The following is a 23,067-nucleotide window of genomic DNA, read 5'->3' as shown; positions in this document are numbered from 1 at the left end:
TAATTTCGCCTTTCAAAGGGCCTTTAACCGGGCTAACCAATGAATCAACTTAACCCTGCTAACGATCCTTGCACAGCGCAGCGCCCCGTCCTGAATACCCATAATTCAGATTATTTGCAATGGAACAAAGGCCATTCGATACCTTCGAATGGCCTTGTTGCCGTCCTTCTTCCGGCTGCAGCGAAGTCAGATCTTCACTTCGCTGACTCGCGCAGCGGCTGCAGCGCGGCTGCAACCCGTCGCAGCTCTTCAGGGTGAATCGGCGCGAGCGCCGATTGCCCGTAACGAACCGATGTCCCGAAATGCACCTCGGATACGCCCGTCTGCTCAACAAAATCCCGGATCATCGCCCGGCTCAAGCCGCTGCCCGCCAAGATCCGGATATGGCTGTCCTGCGCCGCTTCGACCAGCTGGTGAATTCTCGGAACGGCATCACACGCTTTCGGCTTGCCGCCCGATGTCAGAATGCGCGTAACCGGAGCGTACTGTTTCAGCACCTCCAGCCCCGACATCTGATCCTTCAGCTCATCGAACGCCCGATGAAAAGTAACCTGCAAACTTCCGCTTGCAGCAAGCATCTGCTCCAGTGCGCGTTCGTCAATCATCCCGTCCTCCGTCAGCGCGCCAAGCACGATTCCGGCAGCACCTGTGCTGCGAATCGCCTTGATCTCCGCGACCATCGTCGCGATGTCCCACGCATCGTAGATGAAAGAACGGCTGTGTGGACGAACCATCACATGAACCGGAATCTGAACCGCACGAACAACCTCTTGAACCATACCGATCCCAGGAGTCAGCCCTCCTTCGGTAAAGGCGGTGATCAGCTCCAGCCGGTCTGCGCCACTATGTTCGGCGGTGATCGCGTCCTGGACACAGGTTGCAATGACTTCCAGCAGCATGCCCTTCCTCACCTCCTATCCGAAGCAGGATTCACTGGGGACGGAAACTGCTTCTGTACATAATCCGCCAGCAGCCGGGCACCATATCCGGTCGCCCCGGCCGCCACGTGAGGATACTCCCGCTTGTACTGAACGGTTCCAGCCATATCGATATGAACCCACTGCATGTCTTCATCCACGAAATGACGGATGAACAGCGCCGCTGAAATCGCTCCGGCCAGCGGCGAGGCACCGACATTGCGCAGGTCAGCATAATCGCTCCGCAGGTCGGACACATATTCCTCCACGAGCGGCATCGGCCACAGCCGTTCCCCGTTGCGCTCCCCGATCTCAACCAGATCACGCGTGATCTCTTCATCGCCCCATATGCCGGCAAGCTCAAGTCCAAGCGCCGTGCCGATATTGCCTGTAAGCGTTGCAATGTCGATCACTTTGCGAACGCCCATTGCGGCGGCATGAAGCAGCGCATCAGCCAGGATGAGCCGCCCCTCTCCGTCCGTATTCGCCACCTGAACGGTCAGGCCGTTCGGATATCGGATGACCGAAGACGGGAGCATCGCATCCGGCCCCGGCAGATTGTCTGCCACGGCAATGAGGGCGACGGCGTTCACCCGGGCGCGGCTGGATATCAATATATCCATCGCCCCGATTACTGCCGCCGCACCCCCCATGTCCATGCGGGCATCACTGATGTCTCGCCCTGTCTTGACGTTCATGCCGCCCATGTCGAACGTAATCCCTTTGCCGACAAGGGCGATCGGCAGCTCGTCCGGATCGGGTGCATGACGGTATGTAATTTCGATTAAAGCCGGGTCATGCCTGCTGCCTGCCCCGACGGCCAGCAGGCCGTTCATCTGACGCTCTGCCAGTTCCTGGCCACGGTATACCTGGATTTGCACCGGCTGCTCCTTCCAGCGCCCGCATACCAACTCGACAAACGCTTCCGGGTTCAGCGACTCAGGCGAATCATTGACAAGATCGCGCGCGAGCCGGGTCCCCTCCGACCGAACGGCCGCCCTGTGAAGGATGTCTTGAATCTGCTCCCTTGTCAGTTCCGGCCAGTCCTGCAACCGCAAGTTCAAGGTTGCTTCCGGCTGATACGCCTCCCGGCCGCGATGCTTCGTGAATCGATACAATCCATAGAGCCAGCCTTCCGCCCATGCCTGCAGCTCCTCTTCCGGGGACAAGCCTTTGCCTTCATGCGCCGATCCGCCGCTGGATCGGATCAGCTCCGCGCCGGAACGCTGCTCCTTCATCATCGCTCTGACACAGGCAGCGCCTGTCCGGCGCACCTGTTCCCGTGTCGCACGGCTGGCTTCCCCCATGCCGACGGCCAGCCAATCCTGCTCCCCCGGGTTACGGGCATAAATCCAGGTCAGGGTATGGGGGCGCTTGTTCAGTTCACTGAAGGGAAAAGGATGCGAATCCCCCTCGTATAATGCATAAATTGCTGTGTCCACCGTCTTTCCGGCATCGATCGTAATCCGCATTGCGTGAGCGTCCTCCTTCTCGGTGATCATTTCGCATTCCATTTATAAACAGGCCGGCGATAGCCGACAAGCGTGCCCCCATCATTATAGATCTCGTTAGGCACAACCTCGTACAGCCGGTCGATCGTCGCTTGGTTGGCATACCCGAGCCGCTCCAGAATGGAGCCGATGATACAAGGCCACACCTGCTCTGATCCATCAGACACCTTGAGCGAAATCCCGATGCGCTCACGGCGAAGACCGATGCCGTATACCCCCTTTGCGCCGCCTTTGGCCGTCAAATTCGGATCCTTAAGCAAAGCCGAGCATACGAAGCGGGTATCCGCAATCATATCCGGATACTCGTTCATCAGCCTGGCCATTTTTTCTGCCGCTGCCGCTATCTCCGCATCCTCAATCCGGTCAGGACAAGCCAGCTTCATATAAGCATACGCAATTTTGTCGAGCGGAATCGCGAAGATCGGCAGCCCGCAGCCATCCACCCCGAGCGATATGGACGACTCGGGAACCTCGGCTATGGCCGCCAGGGTTGCCACAATTTCCTTCTGCAGCGGATGATCCGGCATGTAGTAGGTCTCTTCATCCCATCCCATGTGCTTGCACAATGCGATCAGTCCACTGTGCTTGCCCGAGCAATTATGGAAGATGCGCCGTTTCGACTCGTGAGCCCGAAGCCGCTCGGCCCGCGCCGCCTCATTAAGCGGATATGCAGGGCCGCAGTACAGATTCTCTTCCACGATCCCCGTCTTGCGCAGAATCGACTCCAACGCTTCAATATGGAAGGTTTCGCCTCGATGGGAAGCCGCAAACAAGGCGGTCTCCTTGCCAGACAACCCGTACAATTCATCCACCCGTCTCTTCAGCACCGGGATGGCTTGAAACGGCTTCGCCGCCGATCTCAGAAATGTCTGGTGATGCGGATCGCCCGCAGCGTACAGCACCTTTCCATTCTCATCAACCACACTGATCGCGCCATAGTGCACATTTTCCAGCGCCTCACCGCGATACTCCTCTACTAATGGAACAAATCCCATGTCGCATTCCTCCTGCTACCTGTGCTTAATTTAATTGAAAATAGACATTCTGGGCGACCAATCCTGAGCCAATCAGCACGCCATGCCGAGCAAGATCGGAGCGCGAGATGGAAAAGGTGCCGCGAAGGGGCTCCCAGATATATTTTGTACGGCAAAGATCAACCAAAGCCTCATAAATTTCCGGATATGGATCAATCATCTCTCCGCTCACGATCACCCGATCCGGATTATACATGCTGACCACATTGTTCACCGTCATCGCCATATAAACCAGTGCCTGTTCCAGCAAAAAAGAAGCCCAGCGTTTCCCGCTCTGCCACTGCTCAAACAGCTCTCCAAATGTGTCGATCGGCTCCATCTTTCGCGCTTCCGACAGCAACGAAGGTATGGTGATGAACGTCTGCAGGCAGCCTACATTGCCACAATCACACATCATTCCCTGCGGATTCATCATCATATGCGCGATCTCTCCCGCGCTGTTCGTGGCACCGCGATAAATTTCTCCTCGGCGAATCAAGGCCGAGCCTACGCCATGGCCAAATCCGAGCAGCACGGTCCGGCTCGATCCTTGCGCCGCGCCTCTCAGCTGCTCCGCCAGCCCCTTCAGCTTCAGCTCATTATCCACGACAACCGGAAGACCGGTTGTCTCGGTGATCATCCCGGCAAGCCCGACCTCTCTCCAGCCAAGCTGCACCGACAACCGCACCGTGCCGTCCTCCACATTGACGATGCCTGGAACCCCGATTCCGAGGCCAACGAGACGGCAGCGGTCCATGCCGCTCCCCTCCACGAGCTCCGTCAGCTTCCCGCCGATGCGGCGGGCCGTCGTTTCGGCAGCTTCTCCCGGTTCTCTGGCAAAGCTGGTGCTTGTCATGACATTGCCCTGGACATCGACGATGGCCAGCATGCCGAATTCGCGATCAATCTGGACCCCTACCGACAGCACGGAATGTTCGCGTAGCCGGATGAGCGTGGACTTTCTTCCCCGTCCGGCCGACGCCTGCTCCTCCATATCCACCACATAGCCTTCATCGGAAAATTCCGCAATAATTCGGCTTACCGTGGTCGGGCTCATTCCTGTCTGCTTGGCGATTGCTGCTCTGGAGATCGGCTGATGCTGCTTGATGATTTGGAAAACCGTTGACCTGTTTTGCCGCTTCATATCGTCTTGATCAAGCTTCTTCATCATGACATCCCCTAATTCATTTCGTCCATAGAGCCTTACATCATCTGCACTCCCATCAAGCCATAGAAACGATCACTACTTTGGAAAAAAAACATGTCGCTTTCTCTCTATTTATTCTCCAATGACATTAATACTAAGCCCCCTCCAAAAGAGTGTCAATATAGATGACACTTCACTGCAGCCTATTTTTTCAATCTGTCAAATGAAGCGCTTTAATGAAGCCCGGTTGTTTTTAAAACTGTCATTGATCGACAGATCAACTCGGAATGATGCTTTATAATTTAACATATACCTATCATCATCAATTTGAATTATTTTCACCATGTTATAAAAAGCACACACCTACCCCAGTATGGAACGCCCCCTCAAAAAAATAAAAGAATCCTCCATCATCAGACGAAGGATTCTTTCACTCATGGACATCTGTCCTCATCGTGTCTCTTTGCTCTCATTATCCTGTATCTCCGCTTTGCGGCTAACGATCGCTACTTGCTGCTGTAATAATGAACCGCCTTGTCGAAATAATGTTTCTGGTCTTCCGGCAACTCTTCATAGTAGAAAATCGCCGCAACGGGACAAGCGGCTTCACAGGCTCCGCAAGATATGCAAATATCCGTATCGATATAGAACTGGTCGTCTCCTTCCTCGATACAGTCCACCGGACATACATCCACACATTCTCCTGCCTTTTCATCAATGCAGGCCGCACCGATCACATACATCTGATCACCCCTCCCTCATTCTCTCCGCTATAATCGAATGTCCAGCGGTGGTTAGACAGGTATTCCTCCAGCTTCCTCTGTCCCTGAAGCAGTTTTTATACTACAATATATAAATAGGCGCTAGTTTATGACAGCTTGTCTCATCAATTCATGCAAAGTGGCTGATGGCACAGGATATTGCCTTCCCTCTACAAACAAACTTACGAACCAGTTCTTATATACGTCTATATGGATCTGTTCAGCCAGATTGAAGGTGGTGATTACATGGAACGGGAAGCAGGTTACAGCACAAGAGAATATATTATGCAAATGTTGAAGGTTGACGGCGAACTCAGCACCAAGGATATTACAGAACGGCTGGGCATAACAGGCATGGCGGTGCGCCGGCATCTCGAGAGCCTGAAGAACGAAGGCTATATCGAAGCCCGGATCGTCAAGCAGCCGATGGGCAGACCCGTCTCCCTATACAGCCTGACACAAGCAGCGGAGGACTTCTTCCCCCGGAACTATCACGCGCTCGCCCTCGATCTTCTGACTGAACTGGAGCAGGAAGCCGGCGACGAGATGATCTCGCTGCTGTTCGATAAACGAAAGGATTCACTCCGCAAAAAATATGCCGATTCCGTCAGCAGCGAAGAGCTGGAGGAACGGGTATCCGCTCTGGCCCAAATCCAGAACGATAACGGTTATATGGTCGAGTACAAGAAATTGAGCGATGAAGAATATGTCATCGAGGAGCTCAATTGTCCGATCTCCCAAGTGGCCAACCGGTACCAGCATGCGTGCCGGTGCGAGCTGGAGCTGTTCCAGAGCCTGCTTGGCGCCGATGTTGACCGAACCGAGTGTCTGGCCAAAGGCGACAATAAATGCACATACCTCATACGCCAAAAATCCAACCAGCATGCATAACTTCAGTTATGCCACGAATAAGCCCTGCCTATACGATAGGCAGGGCTTTTCGGTATGCGCCTTTTGGGCAAGGGATGGCATGCAGCCGAGCGCCGGGCGGCTCCGGACACCCCCACCACCTTCGTTAAGGCAGAAGCAGCAATCTGTCATCCGCTTCCCCCGGCACGCCTCGACCGTCTGTATTGTTCGTTAGGACATATACACGCCCGTCCTGAACCTTCACATCCCGCAGACGGCCTTCCTGATCGAGAACGACCTCAAGCTCGCCGCCCTCCGGATCGAACCGGTACAGCGTCTGCCCCCGCAAGCTGGCTACCAGCAAGCCTTGCTCGTCAAAAGCAGCGCCAGAGGGGGCAATCGCCGTCTCCCCGGTATGATACAGAGGCGGAATCGTTCCCTCCATCGCTTCATCACCGATCACATCCGGCCAGCCATAGTTCGCGCCAGGCATGATCTGGTTAATTTCATCATGGCCGCCAGGATTGCCGGACGGGCCATGCTCGGTGCTGAACAGTTCGCCCTCCGCATTCCAGGCTAGCCCCTGCGGGTTCCGGTGGCCTAAAGAATATACGTAAGAATCCGGCAGCGGATTATCGGCCGGGATTTCCCCGGATAATGACATGCGCAGTATTTTTCCGGCCAGATTCGCTTCATCCTGGGACAATGCGCCGTCACCGGCATCCCCTGTTGCGATGTACAGATGATTATCCGGCCCAAGCGCCATTCTTCCGCCATTGTGGATCCGCGACCCAGGAATGCGTTCAATCAATGCATCCACTTCAGCCCACTGCTCCTCCTGCTGCTCAAGCAGAATCACCCGATTCAGAATCGCGCCGTCCTGCTCATACGTGTGATAGGCGTAAGCCTGCTTCGTGTCGCCATAATCGGGTGACAGCACGAGCCCGAGAAATCCGCCTTCCCCGACCTCGGTTACAGGCAGAGCCGTCTGCACAGGCAGCCGCTTCATATTCCCGTCGTGCAGCTCCACGATATGGCCTCCCCGCTCGCTGATATAGACCGTCTCCTCATGGAAATCCATCGCCCAGGGCGTCCGCAGATTCTGTGCCAGCACGGTGTACTCCCCCGACGGCTCAGGCTGCGCCGGAGCGGGCTGCTCGGGTACCGGCTGCTCCCCGGATTCCCGCTGACCTGGCGCAGGTGAAGGACCCTCCGTACCGCAGGCGGAGATGATCAGCGCTGCCGACAGCAGGAGTCCTCCTATCATGCGGAATCGACTTGGCATTACAATGCACTCCTTTCTAATGAAAAGGTTTCTCGGAAGATGACATTTCAGCCCCGCTATGGAAGCTTTGTAGTGAGTGTATCACAGCCTCCTCGTCTGTGAACACGTCCACCTCATTGCCTTTCACAAGGCTCGTCTCATGGCCTCTTCCGGTAATGATGACTCTGTCGTGGTCCCCGGCCAGCTCAACCGCCCGGCGGATCGCCTCTTTACGATCTGGAATGACCTGCCAATTCTGATACGCCTGCTCGTTCAGCCCGCTCATCATCTCGGCCAAAATTCGCTCGGGATCTTCATTGTAGGCATTGTCCGAAGTGAAGATCACATAATCGGAATATGCACAGGCTATTCGGGCCATGACCGGCCGTTTCCGGCGGTCCCTCTCCCCCCGGCAGCCAAGAACGCAGATCAGCTTCCCTTGGGTAATCTGCCGCGCCGACTGCAGTACGGCCTTCAGGCCGTCGGGATTATGGGCATAGTCGACCACCACCCCGAAGCTTTTGCCTGTATCGACCTCCTGAAATCGTCCCGGAACACCGGGAAAACGCTCCAGAGCCGAGTGAACCGCATCCAGCGAAACGCCGTCAGCCAGGCAGGCAGCAGCAGCGGCCATCGCATTATAGACGTTATGCTCGCCCGGAACCGGGAGCATAACCGGCCGGCTCCCCCAGGGCGTCACCAGCTTGAAGGCCATGCCTGCCGGGGTAGAGCGGATCGCTTCCGCCATGATATCAGCGCTGTTCCAAATGCCGTAAGTAATGGGCTGCGCAGAGGTGCGCTTCGCATAATAGCGGGATGCTTCATCATCTGCATTCAGCACCGCCTTTTTCATCAGGTCACGCTCGCTGTTTCCAAGCTGGGAGAAGAGCAGCTCTTTGGCGTTGCGGTAATTGTCCATCGTGTGGTGAAAATCGAGGTGATCATGCGACAGATTCGTAAACACGACCGTCTGGAAGTCGCAGCCTCTTACCCGCCCCATATCAAGACCGTGGGAGGAAACCTCCAGCACGACGCACTCGCCGCCCTTCTCGGCAACGGAGTGCATATAGCGCTGGAGCTGGATCACATCCGGTGTCGTGTTGACGGTCTTCTCCATTTCATCGCCAAACCTCATATACAGCGTGCCGACCATCCCTGTACGAACGCCAGACTCATTCAGGATATGTTCAACCATATGCGCCGTTGTTGTCTTGCCGTTCGTCCCCGTAATGCCGATCAGACGCAGTTTGCCAGACGGATTGCCGTAAAAGGCATTAGCCAAAATAGGCAGCACCCGCCGCGTATCCGGCACGAGGATGACCGTAACTCCCGGATGAACAGCTATCGGCCGCTGGGCCACGATGGCTGCCGCTCCGTTATGTATAGCGTTCTCGGCATAATCATGCCCGTCCACCTGATACCCGGGGATGCAGATGAAGAGCCCGCCAGGGCGAATATTGCGGGAATCCGTGTCCAGATTCGTAATTTCCCGTGATACCGGTCCGTATACCGTTTTCAGAAGCAGCCGATCCGTCAATAGCTTCAGATTCATTGTGGGCCCCTCTCTCCTGCTGTAATTAAACAATCATTAGGGATATAGGTTGTAGCGTTTACGAGTCGGTTCCGTTTTAAACAAACTTTACTAAAACCCTAACCGGAAGCACCGTCCTTGAAACAACCCTCAAACTATAGGGTGACTGGAATATCAATCCATGTTAATCTAAAAAAAGTAAACGCTTGCATGTTTTGCGCGAAAGAAGACGAAGGATCAGAAGCTTGACCGTTCATATTAACGTATGGGAGAGGATGGACAATGATACCTTTCAGCGAGGATTTGCTGCAGGACAAAAGCATTCTGATCACCGGCGGGGCTACCGGGCTCGGCCGGGCGATGGGGGAACGATTTGCCCAGCTTGGCGCAAGACTGGCCATATGCGGCCGGCGCAAGGAGGTGCTGGCCGAAACTGCAGATGCGCTGCGGGCGCAAGGCTGCGAGGTGTTCTACGATATATGCGACGTCCGTGACCCCGCGCAAATCAGCGAGCTCGTTGAAGCTGCAGAGCAGCATTACGGCGGGATCGATGTGCTGGTCAACAATGCAGCCGGCAATTTCATCAGCCCGACGGAGCGCCTGTCCCCGCGCGCAGTGGATGCTGTGCTGAACATCGTGCTGCACGGCACCTTCTATGCGACGCTTGAGGTTGGGAAACGATGGATCGAGCAAGGGCGCGGCGGGACGATGCTGAACATCGTGACCACCTATGCCTCCACCGGTTCCGCTTATGTCGTGCCTTCCGCTGCAGCCAAGGCTGGAGTGGTGGCATTGACCCGTTCGCTGGCCGTCGAATGGGCCCGCTATGGCATTCGCCAGGTCGCCATCGCTCCCGGCTCTTTCCCGACGGAAGGGGCAGCCTCCCGCCTGACACCGACAGCTGAGCTGGTGGAGAGCATGGTGAAGCATATCCCGCTCGGGCGCTTTGGTAGTCAGGAGGAGCTCGCCAATCTGGCCGCCTATCTCATCTCCGATTATGCCGCGTATATCAATGGTGAAGTGATCACGATCGATGGCGGCGAATGGCTCCAGGGAGCCGGGCAATTCAACGAGCTGTCCGAGCTTTCCTCTGAGCAGTGGGACCGGCTAGCGGAAGGGCGAAAGCCTAAATCGAAGCCTTGATGAAGTATACCTGCTGAAAGCGTAAGAAGGCCCGAAGGGGAATCCCCTTCGGGCTGTCAATGCTCTATCGTATCCACCAGTATGGCATATACAATGCCCGGTCCATGAACGCCGATGGTAAGATCATTCTCGATATCGGCAGAGCGGCTCGGGCCGGAGATGAAATGTACGCCGGCGGGCAGCTGCTCCCGCCCCGCTTCATCCAGCCGGACCAGCACCTCTCCCAGGCGCGTGCGCAGACGCTCGACCGGAATGACAGCCATCAGCACAGCCGGGAGCAGGCTGACGGCTCTGCCCTTATGCTCCGACGACATCACCACCAAGGAGCCCGTGTAAGCCACCGCATGGTCGGCGATTACAATCCCGATATCCGACCTGGCAGCGATGGCTCGCCAATTCATCTCTTCATGTGTATTCCAAACATGAATCTCCGAATCAGGCAGAAGCCGTTCCAGGCCCAGCTGCTCCAGCGCCGGTTCATGCTGCCTAAGCAGCGTCTTGGCGCTCATTTCCGCACACTTGTCGGCCATAAATCTTGCTGCCTGCTCCATATTGGCAAGGTGAACGACATGGCCTCCTGCCATCTCGAAATTGGCGGTGAACTGGCGGATGCGCTCCTCCCCGGACCATTCGAAGCGCCCCCATTCCTCCGGTGCGCCCCGGTACGGATGCTCCGGCCGCTGACGAATCCGCTCCCTGCCCAGCCGGTCAGCGATGCCGTTCATGAATTTCTCCCGCTTCCGGCGCGATGCGGCTTCCAGCTCTGCCAGCTGATCCGCCCATTGCGCCGCAGCTGCAATAGGGTTCCCGCCCGGTTTAGCCGTCATGCTCATCCCCTCCGTTCCTGCGCTGCCTGATCAAGGCTTGCAGCTTCGCTTCCGTCTCAGGCGCCATTTCCTTCACATCGCGGCGAAGCTCCGCCTCCACCGTTCCCCACCGGTCACGGAAGCTTTGCTTCGGCAGTGCCGGCGTCACCCGGTATTTGTTCCAGCCCTTTAACGGGCCGATTCTGGTGCGAATCTCTCCATTTCGGACCACCAGCCGCTGCCCAAGCTTCAGGGCCGACACCGCACTGCGGTACCTGCCGCTGCTGCCCATCACAGCCGCAAAGCCTTTCATCCCGGCCGTCTCCAGCTTGTCGCCTCTTCCTGCCTCATTCTTTCTTCGCCGCAGGTAGACCAGCATATCATGCAGGGGGATCTTGACCGGACAGGCTTCATAGCAGGCCCCGCAAAGGCTGGAGGCATTCGCAATGTCATCCCATTCGGCTACGTTGCCCTTCAAGGCCGGGGTGAGCACGGCTCCGATCGGGCCGCTGTAGGTTCCGCCATAAGCATGGCCGCCGATATGGCGATACACAGGGCATGCGTTCAGGCATGCGCCGCAGCGTATGCAGTTCAGCAGCTCCTGGAATTCGGGATCGCCAAGCTGCAGCGAACGGCCGTTGTCGATAATGATGATATGCTGTTCGTCCGGCCCGTCTGCATCTTCGCTCCGGCGCGGTCCGGTAATTCCGGACATGTAGACGGTCAGCTTCTGGCCTGTTGCCGACCGGGGCAGAAGCGTAGCCATCACCTCCAGATCCGCCCAGGATGGAATCAGCCGCTCCATCCCCATCAGCGTAATCTGCGTCTTCGGGACGGTCGTAACCATTCGCGCGTTCCCTTCGTTCTCGAACAGCACCATCGATCCCGTCTCCGCAATGCCAAAGTTGCAGCCGGTCATGCCGATATCCGCTTCCAGAAACTTCTCGCGCAGCTTCATCCGGACGAATCCGGCCAGAATCGCGGTATCGGGCGGCAGCGTCTCCCCTGCCTCCTTGGATAGCAGCTCGGCAATCTGAAACCGGTTCTTATGAATCGCCGGAATAATGATATGCGAAGGCGTCTCCTTCGCAAGCTGAATAATATATTCACCAAGATCCGTCTCCACGGCCTCCACCCCAATGGCTTCAAGCGCCTGATTGAGATGAAGCTCCTCGGACACCATCGACTTGGATTTGACGACCGAGGAGGCAGCCTTATGCTTGGCAATGGTCAGCGCGATATCTACCGCCTCCGCCGCCGTCTCGGCAAAATGCACAAACGCCCCGTTCGCTCTTGCATTCTCGGCAAACTCGTTCAAATAATAATCCAGATGTGCGATCGTATGCAGCCGGATTTGCCGCCCGCGCTCCCGCCAGTCATCCCAGTTGCCATGCTCCGCCGTTGCCGCCTGTTTGCCGTTTCGAAGCCGCTCGGTCGTGAAGCGGACCGCACTGCGCAGAAACTCGTTGTTCAGCGCCAGCCCGGCTCGCTCCTTGACCGTTTGAGCTCCTGCATCCGCTCTGCTCATGTATGGCTCACCCCCTCATACAGCAGCTCTGCCAGGTGCATGACCCGCACCTGTTCCCCTCTGTGGCGCAGATTGCCGGCGATGTTCATCAGGCATGCCATGTCGAGCCCCACGAGCACCTCCGCCTCCGTCTCCAGCACATGATCGCTTTTTTCCGTCACCATGGCTCCGGATATATCGGCCATTTTGATAGCAAATGTCCCGCCGAAGCCGCAGCAATCTTCCCCATACGGCAGCGGCACCAGCTCAAGCCCCCTCACACTACCGAGAAGCGCCATCGGCTCTTCCTTTACACCGAGCAGGCGGCTGCCGTGGCAGGAAGGGTGATACGTCACTTTATGAGGAAATTGAGCGCCGAGATCCGTGACGCCCAGCACCTGGACCATAAACTGTGTGAATTCATAGGTTTTATGGTGAAGCGCTTTCGCTTTGGCCCAATAGACAGGGTCCTCACGAAACAAGCCGGGATACTGGTGGATCATATGTGTACATGAGCCGGACGGCGCGATCACAAAATCACTGTCCTCGAAGGCGTCGAGGATCGTGCGAGCGCTCTGGCGGGACTCTTCCCAATAGCCGCTGTTGTAGGCCGGCTGCCCGCAGCAGGTTTGGACCTCCGGAAACTCCAGCTTCACACCGTGCCTGGCCAGCAATCTGGCCATCGCTTCCGCCACCTGCGGAAACAAAACATCGCTTAGACAAGTGACGAACAGGGATATTTTCACTGCGGATCCCCCCGTTTCAGAATTGGAATGTTGGTATTCATCTTGAACTTGGAATAGATCTTGGAATAGATAATGAAAGCCCCAGGATCAATGCCGGGGGATCGCTAGTTATACGGACTGAACGATAATGCCGAGCTCTCGGTATGAATCGGCCTCCGCTTCAGCCAGTCTCCGGTCTGTAATGATTCGGTGCACCTGCGACAGATCTGCGACCTGGGTGAACGCCTGCAGCCCGAATTTGCTGGCATCGGCCAGCACAATCACCTCGTCAGCCATGCCGATCATCCGCTGCTTGATTCTGGCCTGAAGTTCATTGGATTCGCTAAGTCCGCGCTCGATATGCACGCCCTTGGACGAGATAAACGCCTTGTCTACATAATAAGCATCCAGCGAGCGCTCGGCCAGCGGCCCTACAAAGGACATGGAGCGACCGGCAAGAATGCCGCCGGTGGAAATGACCTGTATCTTCTCCTTCGGTCCAAGCTCCGCTGCCACCTTAATCGAATTCGTCAGCACCGTTAATGGCACATCGGGAATGATCCGGGCCATATACCAGGCCGTGGAGCTTGCATCCAGCAATATGCGCTCATTCAGCTGAATCAGCTTCACAGCCTCCTCCGCAATTCGCCGCTTCTCCTCAGCGTTCATAATCTCGCGTTCCGCATACGGGATTTCCGGCTGGGACCGCTGAGCCGCCGGCTGATCCTTCACGCTGACCGCCCCGCCGTGGGAGCGGCGAAGCCTTCCGGCCTCCTCCAGCCGATCGAGATCGCGGCGAATCGTCTCCTCGGTCACGCCGCAGATGTGGCTTAGCTCCGAGACGCGAATGCTTCCTCTCTCGTTGACCAACTGCACTATTTTTTCATATCGTTCCGCAACCAGCATGATACCGCCTCATCCTTCTTACTTTATATATAGGTTGTCGATTTCGTGATTTGGCAAAATCGTCCGAATGCGTTCTCCCATGCTTCCCGGTCGGCAGGCTCGTATATGGTGACAGGAAAAGAATCGCGTATAAGCGCCCTCGCGTCCCATATGTCCGACAGCTCGCCGCTTGCGATCCACTGAACCGCCATATTGCCGATCGCGCTGCCCTCAGCCGGACCGGCCCATACCGGCTTGCCGATTGCACTCGCCGTCCACTGACACAGTGTCTCGTTATGAATGCCGCCGCCTACCATGTGCAGACCGCTGAAGCGCTGATTCGACAGCTCCTCGGTACATTCCAGCACATGCCGATACTGCAGCGCAAGGCTTTCCATAATGCAGCGCACGATTGCGCCAGGGCTTTGCGGCACCTGCTGCCCGGTCCGGCGGGCATAAGCTGCAATGCGCTGCGGCATATCGCCGGCAGGCAGAAACAGCGGATCATCCGGGTTGATGAAACAGGAGAACGCCGGTTCCGCTTCCGACATCATAACCAATTCCGGATAGGAATACAATAATCCCTGACGCTGCCACGTCCGCTGACATTCCTGCAAAATCCACAGCCCCATAATGTTCTTGAGCAGCCTGTACGTGCCGTATGCCCCGCCTTCGTTCGTAAAATTCAGCTCGCGTGCACGATCATGAATGACCGGCTGCGCCACCTCCGTACCCATCAGCGACCAGGTTCCGCAGCTCAGATAAGCAAAGGACCGCTCCAGGGCCGGCACCGCCACAACCGCGGAAGCGGTATCATGTTCGGCAACGGTATATACCTTCATCTTCGGCAGGCCAAGCTCCCCAGTGATGGCTGCTCTTAAAGCGCCCGTCTCCGTGCCTGGATGGACAACCTGCTCGAACAGGTGAGACGGGAGATGCAGGCTGTTGAGCAGCTCCGGGTCCCAGCGCTGCAGCGAAGGATTGAACAGCTGGGTCGTGGTTGCATTCGTAAACTCATTGGCCATCTCGCCGGTCAGCCAGTAACGCAGCAGATCAGGAATCATGAGCAGGCGGCTGGCCTCCTGCAACAGATAAGGTCTGGATTGGCGGATCGCCGCAAGCTGGTAAATCGTATTGAACGACAGAAATTGAATGCCCGTCTTGGCAAAAATCGCTTGCGCCGGCACAGTCTCAAACACCTTTTCCATCACACCGTCGGTATGCGAATCACGATAATGATACGGATTGGCCATCAGCTCGCCCCGCTGGTCGAGCAGACCGAAATCGACAGCCCAAGAGTCGATCCCTAGGCTTTCCACCTGTATGCCCGAAGCTTTGGTCCGGAGCAGTCCCTGCTTCAGCTCATGGAATAAACGCAGGATGTCCCAGTGCAGCCTGCCGCCAATCTGCACCGGCTCGTTCGGAAATCGGTGAATCTCCTCCACCCGGATCGTTCGGTCTTTCAACTGGCCGATCAGCGCTCTACCGCTGCTGGCCCCGAGATCAAATGCAAGCACGCTCAAGTGCAGACAACCTCCTTCCATTTCATGAGTCGATCTTGGATCTCAAGTCACCTTATTGGCCAACATTCAGGCCGAAAGCCGAAGGCTCAGCTTCAAGATGTCCGCGCTGAACCAGCACCTGCTGCTCATAAGCCTTCACTTCCTCCAGCCACTGCTCCCTGACCGGCACGCCCATCTTCGCACAGTAGTAATCCCATACCGCTCCGAACGGATAGGACTTGAATTCCTCCAGCAGCGCCAGGCGCGTTGTATAATCGCCCTTGCGCTCGGCCTGTCTGAGCGCCTCAGTCGGCTCCAGCAGCGCCCGCAGCAGCGCCTTGATTGTGTTGCGCGTCCCGATGACCCAGGCGGCGACCCGATTGATGCTGCCATCAAAGAAATCAAGACCGATGAACGTTTTCTCCAGCAGCCCATTTCGCACCAGCTCCCGACCGATCTCGATCAGCTCATCATCCATCGTCACAACATGGTCGCTATCCCAGCGCATCGGTCTGCTCACATGAAGAAGAATGCCTTCGGTGAACAGTGACAGGGCCGATAGCTTGCCTGCGATGCCTTCCGTCGGGTGAAAATGTCCGGCATCCAGACAGATCAGCTTGTTGTTCTGTATCCCGTAGCCCATGTAAAATTCATGGGAACCGACGACATACGCCTCCGATCCGATGCCAAACAGCTTGCTCTCGACCGCATCCAGATGGATTGCCGAATCGAGCGGTTCGGAGAATATGTCATCCAGCGCTTCCTTCAGCCGTTGTCTTGGCGCCAGCCGGTCTACCGGCACATCCTTGTAGCCGTCCGGAATCCAGATGTTGGTGACGCACGTCTGTCCCAGCTGTTCTCCAAAATAAGCGCCGATCTTGCGCGCTGCTTTGCAGTGGTCAATCCAGAAGCGGCGTATGTCGGGATCCGGGTGGCTGAGCGTGAAGCCGTCCTTGGACTTGTCATGGGAGAAGCAGGTCGGATTGAAATCAAGCCCGATCCCCTGCTGCTTCGCCCAGTCCACCCAGGTCTGAAAGTGCCTCGGTGCAAGCTCATCCAGATCAACCTTCTCCTCCGTGTCGGCATAGATCGCATGCAAATTCACTTTATGCTTGCCCGGAATGAGCGACAGCGCCTTCTCCAGGTCCTGACGTAGCTCCGCCGGCGTCCGTGCGGCGCCGGGGTATTCCCCGGTCACCGAAATGCCGCCGGACAGCTCCTGATCTTGAAACAGGAAGCCCCGCACATCGTCCCCTTGCCAGCAATGGATGGAGATTTTAATGTGTTCCAGCGCTTGCAGAGCCTGATCTACATCGATGTCATACTTGCCGTACAGCTCCTTGGCGGCTTCATAATTGCGTACAATATCCTCACGCATTCCCCTTTGCCTCCTTGCCATATAATGACATGTATTAAACTCGCGGCCAGGCCGAGTATTCCTGCTGCTGCCGCTGGCCCGCCTTTACCTTGTAAACGCGGCTGGAACCCCGCCGTCAATCGTCAGCAGGCAGCCCGTCGTTTTGGCAGACCTCGCCGATGCAAAAAACGCAATCCCTTCAGCGATATCATGCGGATAAATGTTGACCTGAAGCGTTGTCCGCTTGCGGTAATATTCCTCCAGCTCATCCGGCTCAATGCCGTATGCGGCGGCTCTTTCATTGCGCCAACCGGAATTCCAGATCGCCGATCCTTGAAGAATCGCATCAGGCAGCACCGTGTTCACCCGGATGCCGTATTCCCCGCCTTCGGCAGCGATGCAGCGGGCCAGATGGGCCTCCAGCGCCTTGGCCGAGCTGTACGCCGCTGCGTTCTTCCCTGCATACACGGAGTTTTTCGAGCCGACAAACACCATGCATCCGCCGATATCCTGCTGCTTCATCAGTTTGAACGCCTCTCTGGCCACCAGGAAATAGCCGGTGCCAAGCACGTTCATATTCAAATTCCATTCCTCAAGCGACGTTTCGTCAAACGGACTGGAGGTCGCAAGCCCGGCATTGTTCACCACGATATCAATGCCGCCGTAGGCAAGAACGCTGTCGCGGTATGCCGCCTGCACCGCTTCCTCAACGGTGACATCCATGGCAACGGCAAGCGCACGGTTCTCCCCGAACTGCTCGTTAATCTCCTCGGCGACCTTTCGGGCCCCTTCCGCGTTCAGATCAGCGAGCACGACATGGGCGCCCTCCGCCACCAGCCGGCGGGCGGTAGCGCTGCCAATCCCCCCTGCGCCGCCTGTAATGAAGGCAACCTGCCGCGAGAATTCCGCTTCGGCCGGAGCCAGCGTCAGCTTATACAGCTCAAGCGGCCAGTATTCCACATTGTAGGATTCGTTCTCGCTGAGCGAGACAAACTGCCCGAGTGCCGTCGCTCCCCGCATCACAGCAATTGCCCGATGATAGAGCGCCCCGCTGACTTTGGACATCGCCCAGCTCTTCCCGGTGTTGACCATGCCGATACCAGGAATAAGAATGACGCGCGGAGCGGCTTCAAACATGACGTCGCCTTCATGCCGGTTGCGCTGGAAGTAGGCTTCGTAGTTGCTTTTGTAATTCTGTATGCCTTCGATCAGCTTCTGGCGAAGTCCTGCCTTATCCTCCGGATCCGGTGTCCACTCAATGAAAAGCGGTGTCATCTTCGTATGTACCAGGTGATCCGGGCAAGCTGCGCCAACCTGGGATAGCTGTGCAGCGTCGCGGCCGCATACAAATTCCAGCACATCCGCCTCATCGTCAAATGACAGAATCATGCGTTTGCTGTCGCTAACCGCGCCGCGGATGATCGGCATGATCTCGGCTGCGAGCGACCTGCGGATCTCTGCCGGCAGCGCCTCGACCACCCGTCCGCCGAACGGCTCCTTGCCCTCGCTTCTGGCGGCGATAAAGCTTTCGGCTTCATTAATGATATCAATCGTCTTGGCATAACATGCTTCCGAGGTGTCCCCCCAGGTGACCAGCCCGTGCTTCTCCATAAGCACAAGCTCCGCCTTCGGATGGTTTCTGACGCCTTCCGCAATCATCTTCGATAGCGTAAACCCGGGGCGAACATAAGGGACCCAGACAAACCGGTCGCCGAAAATTTCCGCAGCCAGCTCCTGCCCGTTATGAGCACAGCAGAGGCTGATGATCGCATCGGGATGGGTGTGATCCACATGCGGGAACGGCAGAAAAGCATGCAGCAGCGTCTCGATCGATGCCCGCGGATGCTTCGCATCCACCATGCAGTGTCCCAAATAAGCAACCATCTCTTCATCTGTCATCGATTCGCGCTCCAGCAATGGCCGGATGTCCTCGAGCCGGAGCGCCGTGAAGTTGGCCGCCTTCATCGATGCCAGATCCGAGCCGCTGCCCTTCACATACATCACTTCAACCTCTCTGCCGCGAAAATCCTTGATCGTCGTTTTGCTGGACGTGTTGCCCCCGCCCCAGTTGCACACCCGCCGGTCGGCGCCGATCAGATTGGACCGGTAGACAAGTTGCTCAAGTGTTCCGCTGGCCAGTGCCGCCTTCGATTGTTCCCATAAATTCTGAACCATGTTTGTCTCTCCCTCCGCATCAGAACATCGTATTTGTTTTGTTTGTTTGTATCTTATCACGCCCGTTTATTTTTGAATAGGTGTATTTTTAAAGATTTACAAAACTCAATAATTGATTGTTAGCGATTTCAAAACTTCCGTTTTTGTTTGTTTGAATAAACCTGGACTGGGATCGGGGTAGCTGCTCCGTCTCTGGAACGAGCTCAAATCCATCTTTAGCGCCTTCGATATTCATTCCTCAGACCGTTCAGCCCTGCGCTTGCCGACGCTAAAGTGAAGTTATCAAATCAGGCGAAGGGTGAGAGGAAGAACATGCGATTCTATGTATTGAAGCAGGAACAATGGCTGATCTATACCGGACTGCTCGGCATGCTGCTGGCGGGCATATGTGCCGTGTGGGTCCTTGTTAACGGAGCGGCCGTCGCCCCTTACGGCGATGTGGGCAAAGCCTTCTCGTTCAATGCGGCTTTAGGCATTTTTTTGCTGTCCACAGCGATGATTATGCCGTATTCGGGAATGAGTTCACGAAAGAAAATGGTGTTCACATCCATCTATATTATGCTGTCGCTCTTTAGCTATTTCGTGGAGACCGTACAGCATTTCCGGGGCGTAAATCCCCGCTTTCCGCAAGGCAGCGGCGTTTTTGACCTCACGATGGCGGCGGTTTTTGCTGTTGTAGCTATTCTGCTCATCCTGTTCTACCTCTGGGCTGCGGTTCAATACTTCAAGCGCAGCGTGTATGAAGCGAATCCCGAGTTGGCCATCGCGATTCGGTATGCCATGGCTGCCATCACCTTGTCGTTTGCTGCGGGTATAGGGATTGTATTGAATCAAGGACGTGAGATCGGGACGGGCGGCAATATGATCTGGCTGCACGGAATTGGATTCCACGCGCTGCAGTTCATGCCTTTGGTCTCATGGCTATCCGTGAGAAAAGCGGCAGATGATCGACGGTTAAGACATCGTATGCTTCATCTGTCAGGTATCTCGTTCCTGCTTGGTCTGGCCGCAATGGGCTGGCAGACGCTGCTCGGATTGTCCATATTCGAGTGGGCCATTCTGCCATTAACCGCGGTTTTATGCTTCCTGGTGGCGCTTATTCCTGTTGCGCTTTTCATGCGGCGCACCTATACCTCGAATACAACCTATTCAGGCTGACGGACTTCTTGTGATTCCTTCCATGAAGCTGGCAGTTCTCTTGAGTCAATCAAAAAACAGGGCAGCCGGAGAACCCTCCGGATGCCCTGCTTGCTTCGCACCTTTGGCTTAGATGAACAGAAACGGAATAAGGAACAATAAGGCGATGGCTTCCCAGGCCAAGAAGTTGCCGCCACCCCAGTATGGCGAGTAACCTCCGTAACCATATCCATATCCCGGACCGAAGGCCGAGGTTGCTGCTTTGCTGCCTTTGGATGATTTGGATTTTTTAGAAGGGCCGCCCTGTTTGCCTTTGGCAGACAATACCGAGGCTGTCGGATTCACAAATTCGATCTCCAGGCCTTTGTCATGTACGCCGCGCAACGTGCCCACGACTTCTGTTCCGTCTTGGAGCACTGCGCATACATGTTTGCCGACATACCCTCTGCATGAATCTGCCGAAAGCGGAATTTGCTGCACGATGATTCCTCCTCCCCCAGAGTTTATGTATTATATTCCCCTAGAAGAGAAGGCGGCATAGCTATTTGACCAGCCGGTGAAAAATCCGCAGTGCTTCCATTCGATAAAACCCGCTCCTTTCGGAAAGCCGGCTTTCAAACTGCTGTAGATTGGTTTTCTAAATTTGGGGCCAGCTGAGCGCATATTCGAGGTGCGTCTCGCCCCCGATGACAATCTCCTTCTGCTTCGTCACTTCCCCGCCCATCGCACGGTAAAATTGAATCGCCGGGTTGCCATCCAGCACCCAGACGAGCAGCGTCGAGAAACCTTTCGCCTTTAAAATATCAACCATGCGCTTGAACAGCTGTCTTCCCCAGCCTTGCCCCTGGATTTCCTCCAGTAAATAGACGGCATACAGCTCACCGTCCTCAGCCTGTTTGTTATCCCGCTCCATGCCGAAACTCATAAAACCATAGATCTTCCCATGCTCGTCCGCAATGACCAGCACATCTTCATCCTCACGCAGATTGGCCATCATGCGCCGCCAGCCCTCCACCCGCTTCTCCGCTGATAAGGACTGAAGATACTCGTCAGACACAATTCCTTTATAGGTCGTTCTCCAGCTCTCTACATGAACCACGGCGATGCCTTCGGCATCACGGATATCCGCTTGTCTGATCTCCATCCTCATCCCCGCCTAATCTATATTTCACAATAGTTTACCATATTAATGAAGGCTTAGCTTCGGCAAATCTGCTCATATCAAACGTCCGTGCTTGGCCTCCAGCAAAGCATGCCGCTCCCGGGGAATGAGCGAACTTCCGATCGCGCTTGCCCCTATGATTTCTGGGAAATCAACATAGTAAAAATCCGCCCCGGAACTTCGGGGCGGATGGATGTGCTGCACATGCGTATTGCTATTCTTCGATAAGCTGTCCCAGAGACACGTTCAGCTCATGCTCTGGATCATCGAGCGGATAAACCCGGGCAGTATCGGTATGTTCGTCGACATGCTGAATATAGACAGGGACCCCGCTCAGCGTTACATTGTGCATAATCGGGGATGCGGCGATTTCCTGGGCACGTTGTTTGTTCATCGTTGTCTCTACCTCCATCAGGTCTGATCAAGGTTAGTATGGTTATTACGACCCGGAATATACCGCTAAAGAGCTTCCTGCGAATCGATCAATTACGTTTCCTTTCGATTCAGCTCGGTCACCGGCCATGCAGTGCAGCAGCCGACAGCCTTCTGATCCCGGTTTATGAATCCAGCGTATACGCCGGCAAGTCCAGAGGCAACGGACGCGGGGCGTCGCTTGTGCTGCGCATCTGATAGAACTTGCCCTCGTCTGATGAATCGTGGAAGGCCCACATCGCTTCCAGTACGTGGTAGGCGAGCTCGCCGCTGGCACGGTGCGCACGTCCGCTTCGAATCGCATACGCCATGTCGGCCGGGCCGATTCCTCTTGTGTTCTCGCTATATCCTGGCAGCAGCGGCTCCTCGGTCCATTCCGACTCCCCGGTCAACCGGTATAACACCGGGCCGCCGAAGGTGTTCGGATCGGGAACGGACAATATGCCCTGCGTGCCGTAAATTTCGATCCGGGGAAGATCGCTGTCACCGAAAATATCGAAGCTCGTAATGATGGTGCCAATCGCACCTTCCTGGAATTGCAGCAGCCCGGCCACGTGAGTTGGAATGTCTACCGGCACCTTCTGCCCGTATTTCTTCTCGCTTGTGATGGTGCGTTCAGCAAGGGCAGCCCCTGTCATGCCGGCAACACTCCGGATGGGACCCAGCAGCTGAACAAGCGCGGTAAGATAGTATGGCCCCATATCAAACATCGGCCCCCCGCCAGCGGCATAATAGAATTCCGGATCCGGATGCCAATGCTCATGCCCGCGGCTCATCATGAAGGCGGTAGCGGCAACCGGCTTGCCGATCCGCCCTTCTCTGACCAGCTTCAATGCCGTCTGAATGCCTGCGCCGAGAAAGGTTTCCGGTGCGCATCCGACAAGCAGCCCTTTCGCCTTGGCCGTCTCCAGCACCTTAAGCCCTTCTTCCCGGGTGACAGCGAGCGGCTTCTCCACATACACATGCTTGCCCGCCTCAAGCGCAGCCAGATTAATCGCGGCATGCTGGGCTGGTATAGTCAGATTGATCACTAGCTCGATCTCCGGATCAGCCAGCAGTTCCTCCGTCGTATAGACGTTCGGAATTTGGTACTTGGCAGCCTGCTCTTCCGCACGGGCGCGGTCGATATCGGCGCATGCCCACAGCTCCAGAATGTCGAACTTATGGCAGTTCTCCATATAGATGCCGCTGATTTTACCGCAGCCGATGATGCCTACTTTTACTTTTTTCATCTTGGTTTCGT

General features: G+C 56.0%; 21 protein-coding genes. 3 read left to right on the top strand and 18 right to left on the bottom strand.

The features are described 5' to 3' along the window. Positions 1-194 precede the first annotated feature (194 nt). The 5 genes from CHH75_RS17995 to CHH75_RS17975 form a co-directional block, all read right to left on the bottom strand. A complete protein-coding gene (locus CHH75_RS17995) occupies positions 195-899 on the bottom strand; it encodes a copper homeostasis protein CutC (protein ID WP_095398837.1) in 705 nt (234 codons plus the stop codon). 8 nt (positions 900-907) lie between these two features. Further along, positions 908-2,389 carry a leucyl aminopeptidase family protein gene (locus tag CHH75_RS17990; RefSeq protein WP_095398836.1) on the bottom strand — a complete coding sequence of 494 codons (1,482 nt, stop codon included), beginning with the start codon at positions 2,387-2,389 and terminating at the stop codon, positions 908-910. 26 nt (positions 2,390-2,415) lie between these two features. Next, on the bottom strand, positions 2,416-3,423 hold the full coding sequence (locus tag CHH75_RS17985) for an asparaginase (protein ID WP_095398835.1): 1,008 nt from the start codon (positions 3,421-3,423) through the stop codon (positions 2,416-2,418). A 25-nt stretch (positions 3,424-3,448) separates the two neighbouring features. After that, the gene (locus tag CHH75_RS17980) at positions 3,449-4,612 is read right to left on the bottom strand and encodes an ROK family transcriptional regulator (protein ID WP_255223062.1); all 1,164 of its coding nucleotides are present in this window, start codon (positions 4,610-4,612) and stop codon (positions 3,449-3,451) included. Between the two features lie 482 nt (positions 4,613-5,094). Further along, entirely contained in the window at positions 5,095-5,331 is a 237-nt protein-coding gene (locus CHH75_RS17975; protein ID WP_095266280.1) for a ferredoxin family protein, read from the bottom strand. A gap of 264 nt (positions 5,332-5,595) precedes the next feature. On the opposite strand from CHH75_RS17975, the gene CHH75_RS17970 reads away from it, so the two are divergent. After that, a complete protein-coding gene (locus CHH75_RS17970) occupies positions 5,596-6,240 on the top strand; it encodes a helix-turn-helix transcriptional regulator (protein ID WP_095266312.1) in 645 nt (214 codons plus the stop codon). A 124-nt stretch (positions 6,241-6,364) separates the two neighbouring features. Here the strand turns inward: CHH75_RS17970 and CHH75_RS17965 are convergent, their stop codons facing one another. Next, positions 6,365-7,465, bottom strand: a complete 1,101-nt coding sequence (locus tag CHH75_RS17965; RefSeq protein WP_095398849.1) for a PQQ-dependent sugar dehydrogenase — start codon at positions 7,463-7,465, stop codon at positions 6,365-6,367. Between the two features lie 34 nt (positions 7,466-7,499). Further along, positions 7,500-9,014 carry a UDP-N-acetylmuramoyl-L-alanyl-D-glutamate--2,6-diaminopimelate ligase gene (locus CHH75_RS17960; protein WP_095266279.1) on the bottom strand — a complete coding sequence of 505 codons (1,515 nt, stop codon included), beginning with the start codon at positions 9,012-9,014 and terminating at the stop codon, positions 7,500-7,502. A gap of 261 nt (positions 9,015-9,275) precedes the next feature. Here CHH75_RS17960 and CHH75_RS17955 point away from each other — a divergent pair, with 261 nt between their 5' ends. Continuing rightward, the gene (locus CHH75_RS17955) at positions 9,276-10,136 is read left to right on the top strand and encodes an SDR family oxidoreductase (RefSeq protein ID WP_095398833.1); all 861 of its coding nucleotides are present in this window, start codon (positions 9,276-9,278) and stop codon (positions 10,134-10,136) included. Positions 10,137-10,192: 56 nt separating this feature from the next. Here the strand turns inward: CHH75_RS17955 and CHH75_RS17950 are convergent, their stop codons facing one another. From CHH75_RS17950 to CHH75_RS17920, 7 genes are all read right to left on the bottom strand, one after another. Continuing rightward, positions 10,193-10,963, bottom strand: a complete 771-nt coding sequence (locus CHH75_RS17950; protein WP_095398832.1) for a LutC/YkgG family protein — start codon at positions 10,961-10,963, stop codon at positions 10,193-10,195. Beyond that, positions 10,953-12,470 carry a LutB/LldF family L-lactate oxidation iron-sulfur protein gene (locus CHH75_RS17945; protein WP_095398831.1) on the bottom strand — a complete coding sequence of 506 codons (1,518 nt, stop codon included), beginning with the start codon at positions 12,468-12,470 and terminating at the stop codon, positions 10,953-10,955. The genes CHH75_RS17950 and CHH75_RS17945 overlap by 11 nt, the downstream gene beginning before the upstream one ends. Continuing rightward, complete coding sequence (locus tag CHH75_RS17940; protein ID WP_095398830.1) at positions 12,467-13,195, bottom strand: (Fe-S)-binding protein; 729 nt, start codon at positions 13,193-13,195, stop codon at positions 12,467-12,469. Before CHH75_RS17940 ends, CHH75_RS17945 begins: the two co-directional genes overlap by 4 nt. A gap of 108 nt (positions 13,196-13,303) precedes the next feature. Continuing rightward, positions 13,304-14,080, bottom strand: a complete 777-nt coding sequence (locus CHH75_RS17935; protein WP_095398829.1) for a DeoR/GlpR family DNA-binding transcription regulator — start codon at positions 14,078-14,080, stop codon at positions 13,304-13,306. Positions 14,081-14,103: 23 nt separating this feature from the next. Further along, positions 14,104-15,582, bottom strand: coding sequence for a rhamnulokinase (locus tag CHH75_RS17930; RefSeq protein ID WP_095398828.1), 1,479 nt, complete (start codon positions 15,580-15,582; stop codon positions 14,104-14,106). A 52-nt stretch (positions 15,583-15,634) separates the two neighbouring features. Next, a complete protein-coding gene (gene rhaA, locus CHH75_RS17925) occupies positions 15,635-16,939 on the bottom strand; it encodes an L-rhamnose isomerase (RefSeq protein WP_095398827.1) in 1,305 nt (434 codons plus the stop codon). 84 nt (positions 16,940-17,023) lie between these two features. Then, a complete protein-coding gene (locus CHH75_RS17920) occupies positions 17,024-19,093 on the bottom strand; it encodes a bifunctional aldolase/short-chain dehydrogenase (RefSeq protein WP_095266265.1) in 2,070 nt (689 codons plus the stop codon). A gap of 312 nt (positions 19,094-19,405) precedes the next feature. On the opposite strand from CHH75_RS17920, the gene CHH75_RS17915 reads away from it, so the two are divergent. Further along, entirely contained in the window at positions 19,406-20,251 is an 846-nt protein-coding gene (locus CHH75_RS17915; RefSeq protein ID WP_095266264.1) for a hypothetical protein, read from the top strand. Positions 20,252-20,359: 108 nt separating this feature from the next. Here the strand turns inward: CHH75_RS17915 and CHH75_RS17910 are convergent, their stop codons facing one another. The 4 genes from CHH75_RS17910 to CHH75_RS17895 all read right to left on the bottom strand — a co-directional run bounded on the left by CHH75_RS17910 (position 20,360) and on the right by CHH75_RS17895 (position 23,056). Next, complete coding sequence (locus CHH75_RS17910) at positions 20,360-20,710, bottom strand: hypothetical protein (protein WP_095266263.1); 351 nt, start codon at positions 20,708-20,710, stop codon at positions 20,360-20,362. A gap of 157 nt (positions 20,711-20,867) precedes the next feature. Continuing rightward, positions 20,868-21,374 (bottom strand): GNAT family N-acetyltransferase, encoded by a 507-nt coding sequence (locus tag CHH75_RS17905; RefSeq protein WP_095398826.1) that lies wholly within the window; start codon positions 21,372-21,374, stop codon positions 20,868-20,870. A 232-nt stretch (positions 21,375-21,606) separates the two neighbouring features. Further along, entirely contained in the window at positions 21,607-21,786 is a 180-nt protein-coding gene (locus CHH75_RS17900) for an H-type small acid-soluble spore protein (RefSeq protein ID WP_095266261.1), read from the bottom strand. A 163-nt stretch (positions 21,787-21,949) separates the two neighbouring features. Beyond that, the gene (locus CHH75_RS17895; RefSeq protein ID WP_095266260.1) at positions 21,950-23,056 is read right to left on the bottom strand and encodes a Gfo/Idh/MocA family protein; all 1,107 of its coding nucleotides are present in this window, start codon (positions 23,054-23,056) and stop codon (positions 21,950-21,952) included. Between the last annotated feature and the right edge of the window lie 11 nt (positions 23,057-23,067).

Origin of the sequence: Paenibacillus sp. 7541 (genome assembly GCF_002276395.1) — a bacterium.
GTDB classification, from domain to species: domain Bacteria; phylum Bacillota; class Bacilli; order Paenibacillales; family Paenibacillaceae; genus Paenibacillus_AQ; species Paenibacillus_AQ campinasensis.
The sequence above is the reverse complement of the archived record's forward strand: the minus strand, read 5'-3'. Positions and strand labels throughout refer to the sequence as shown.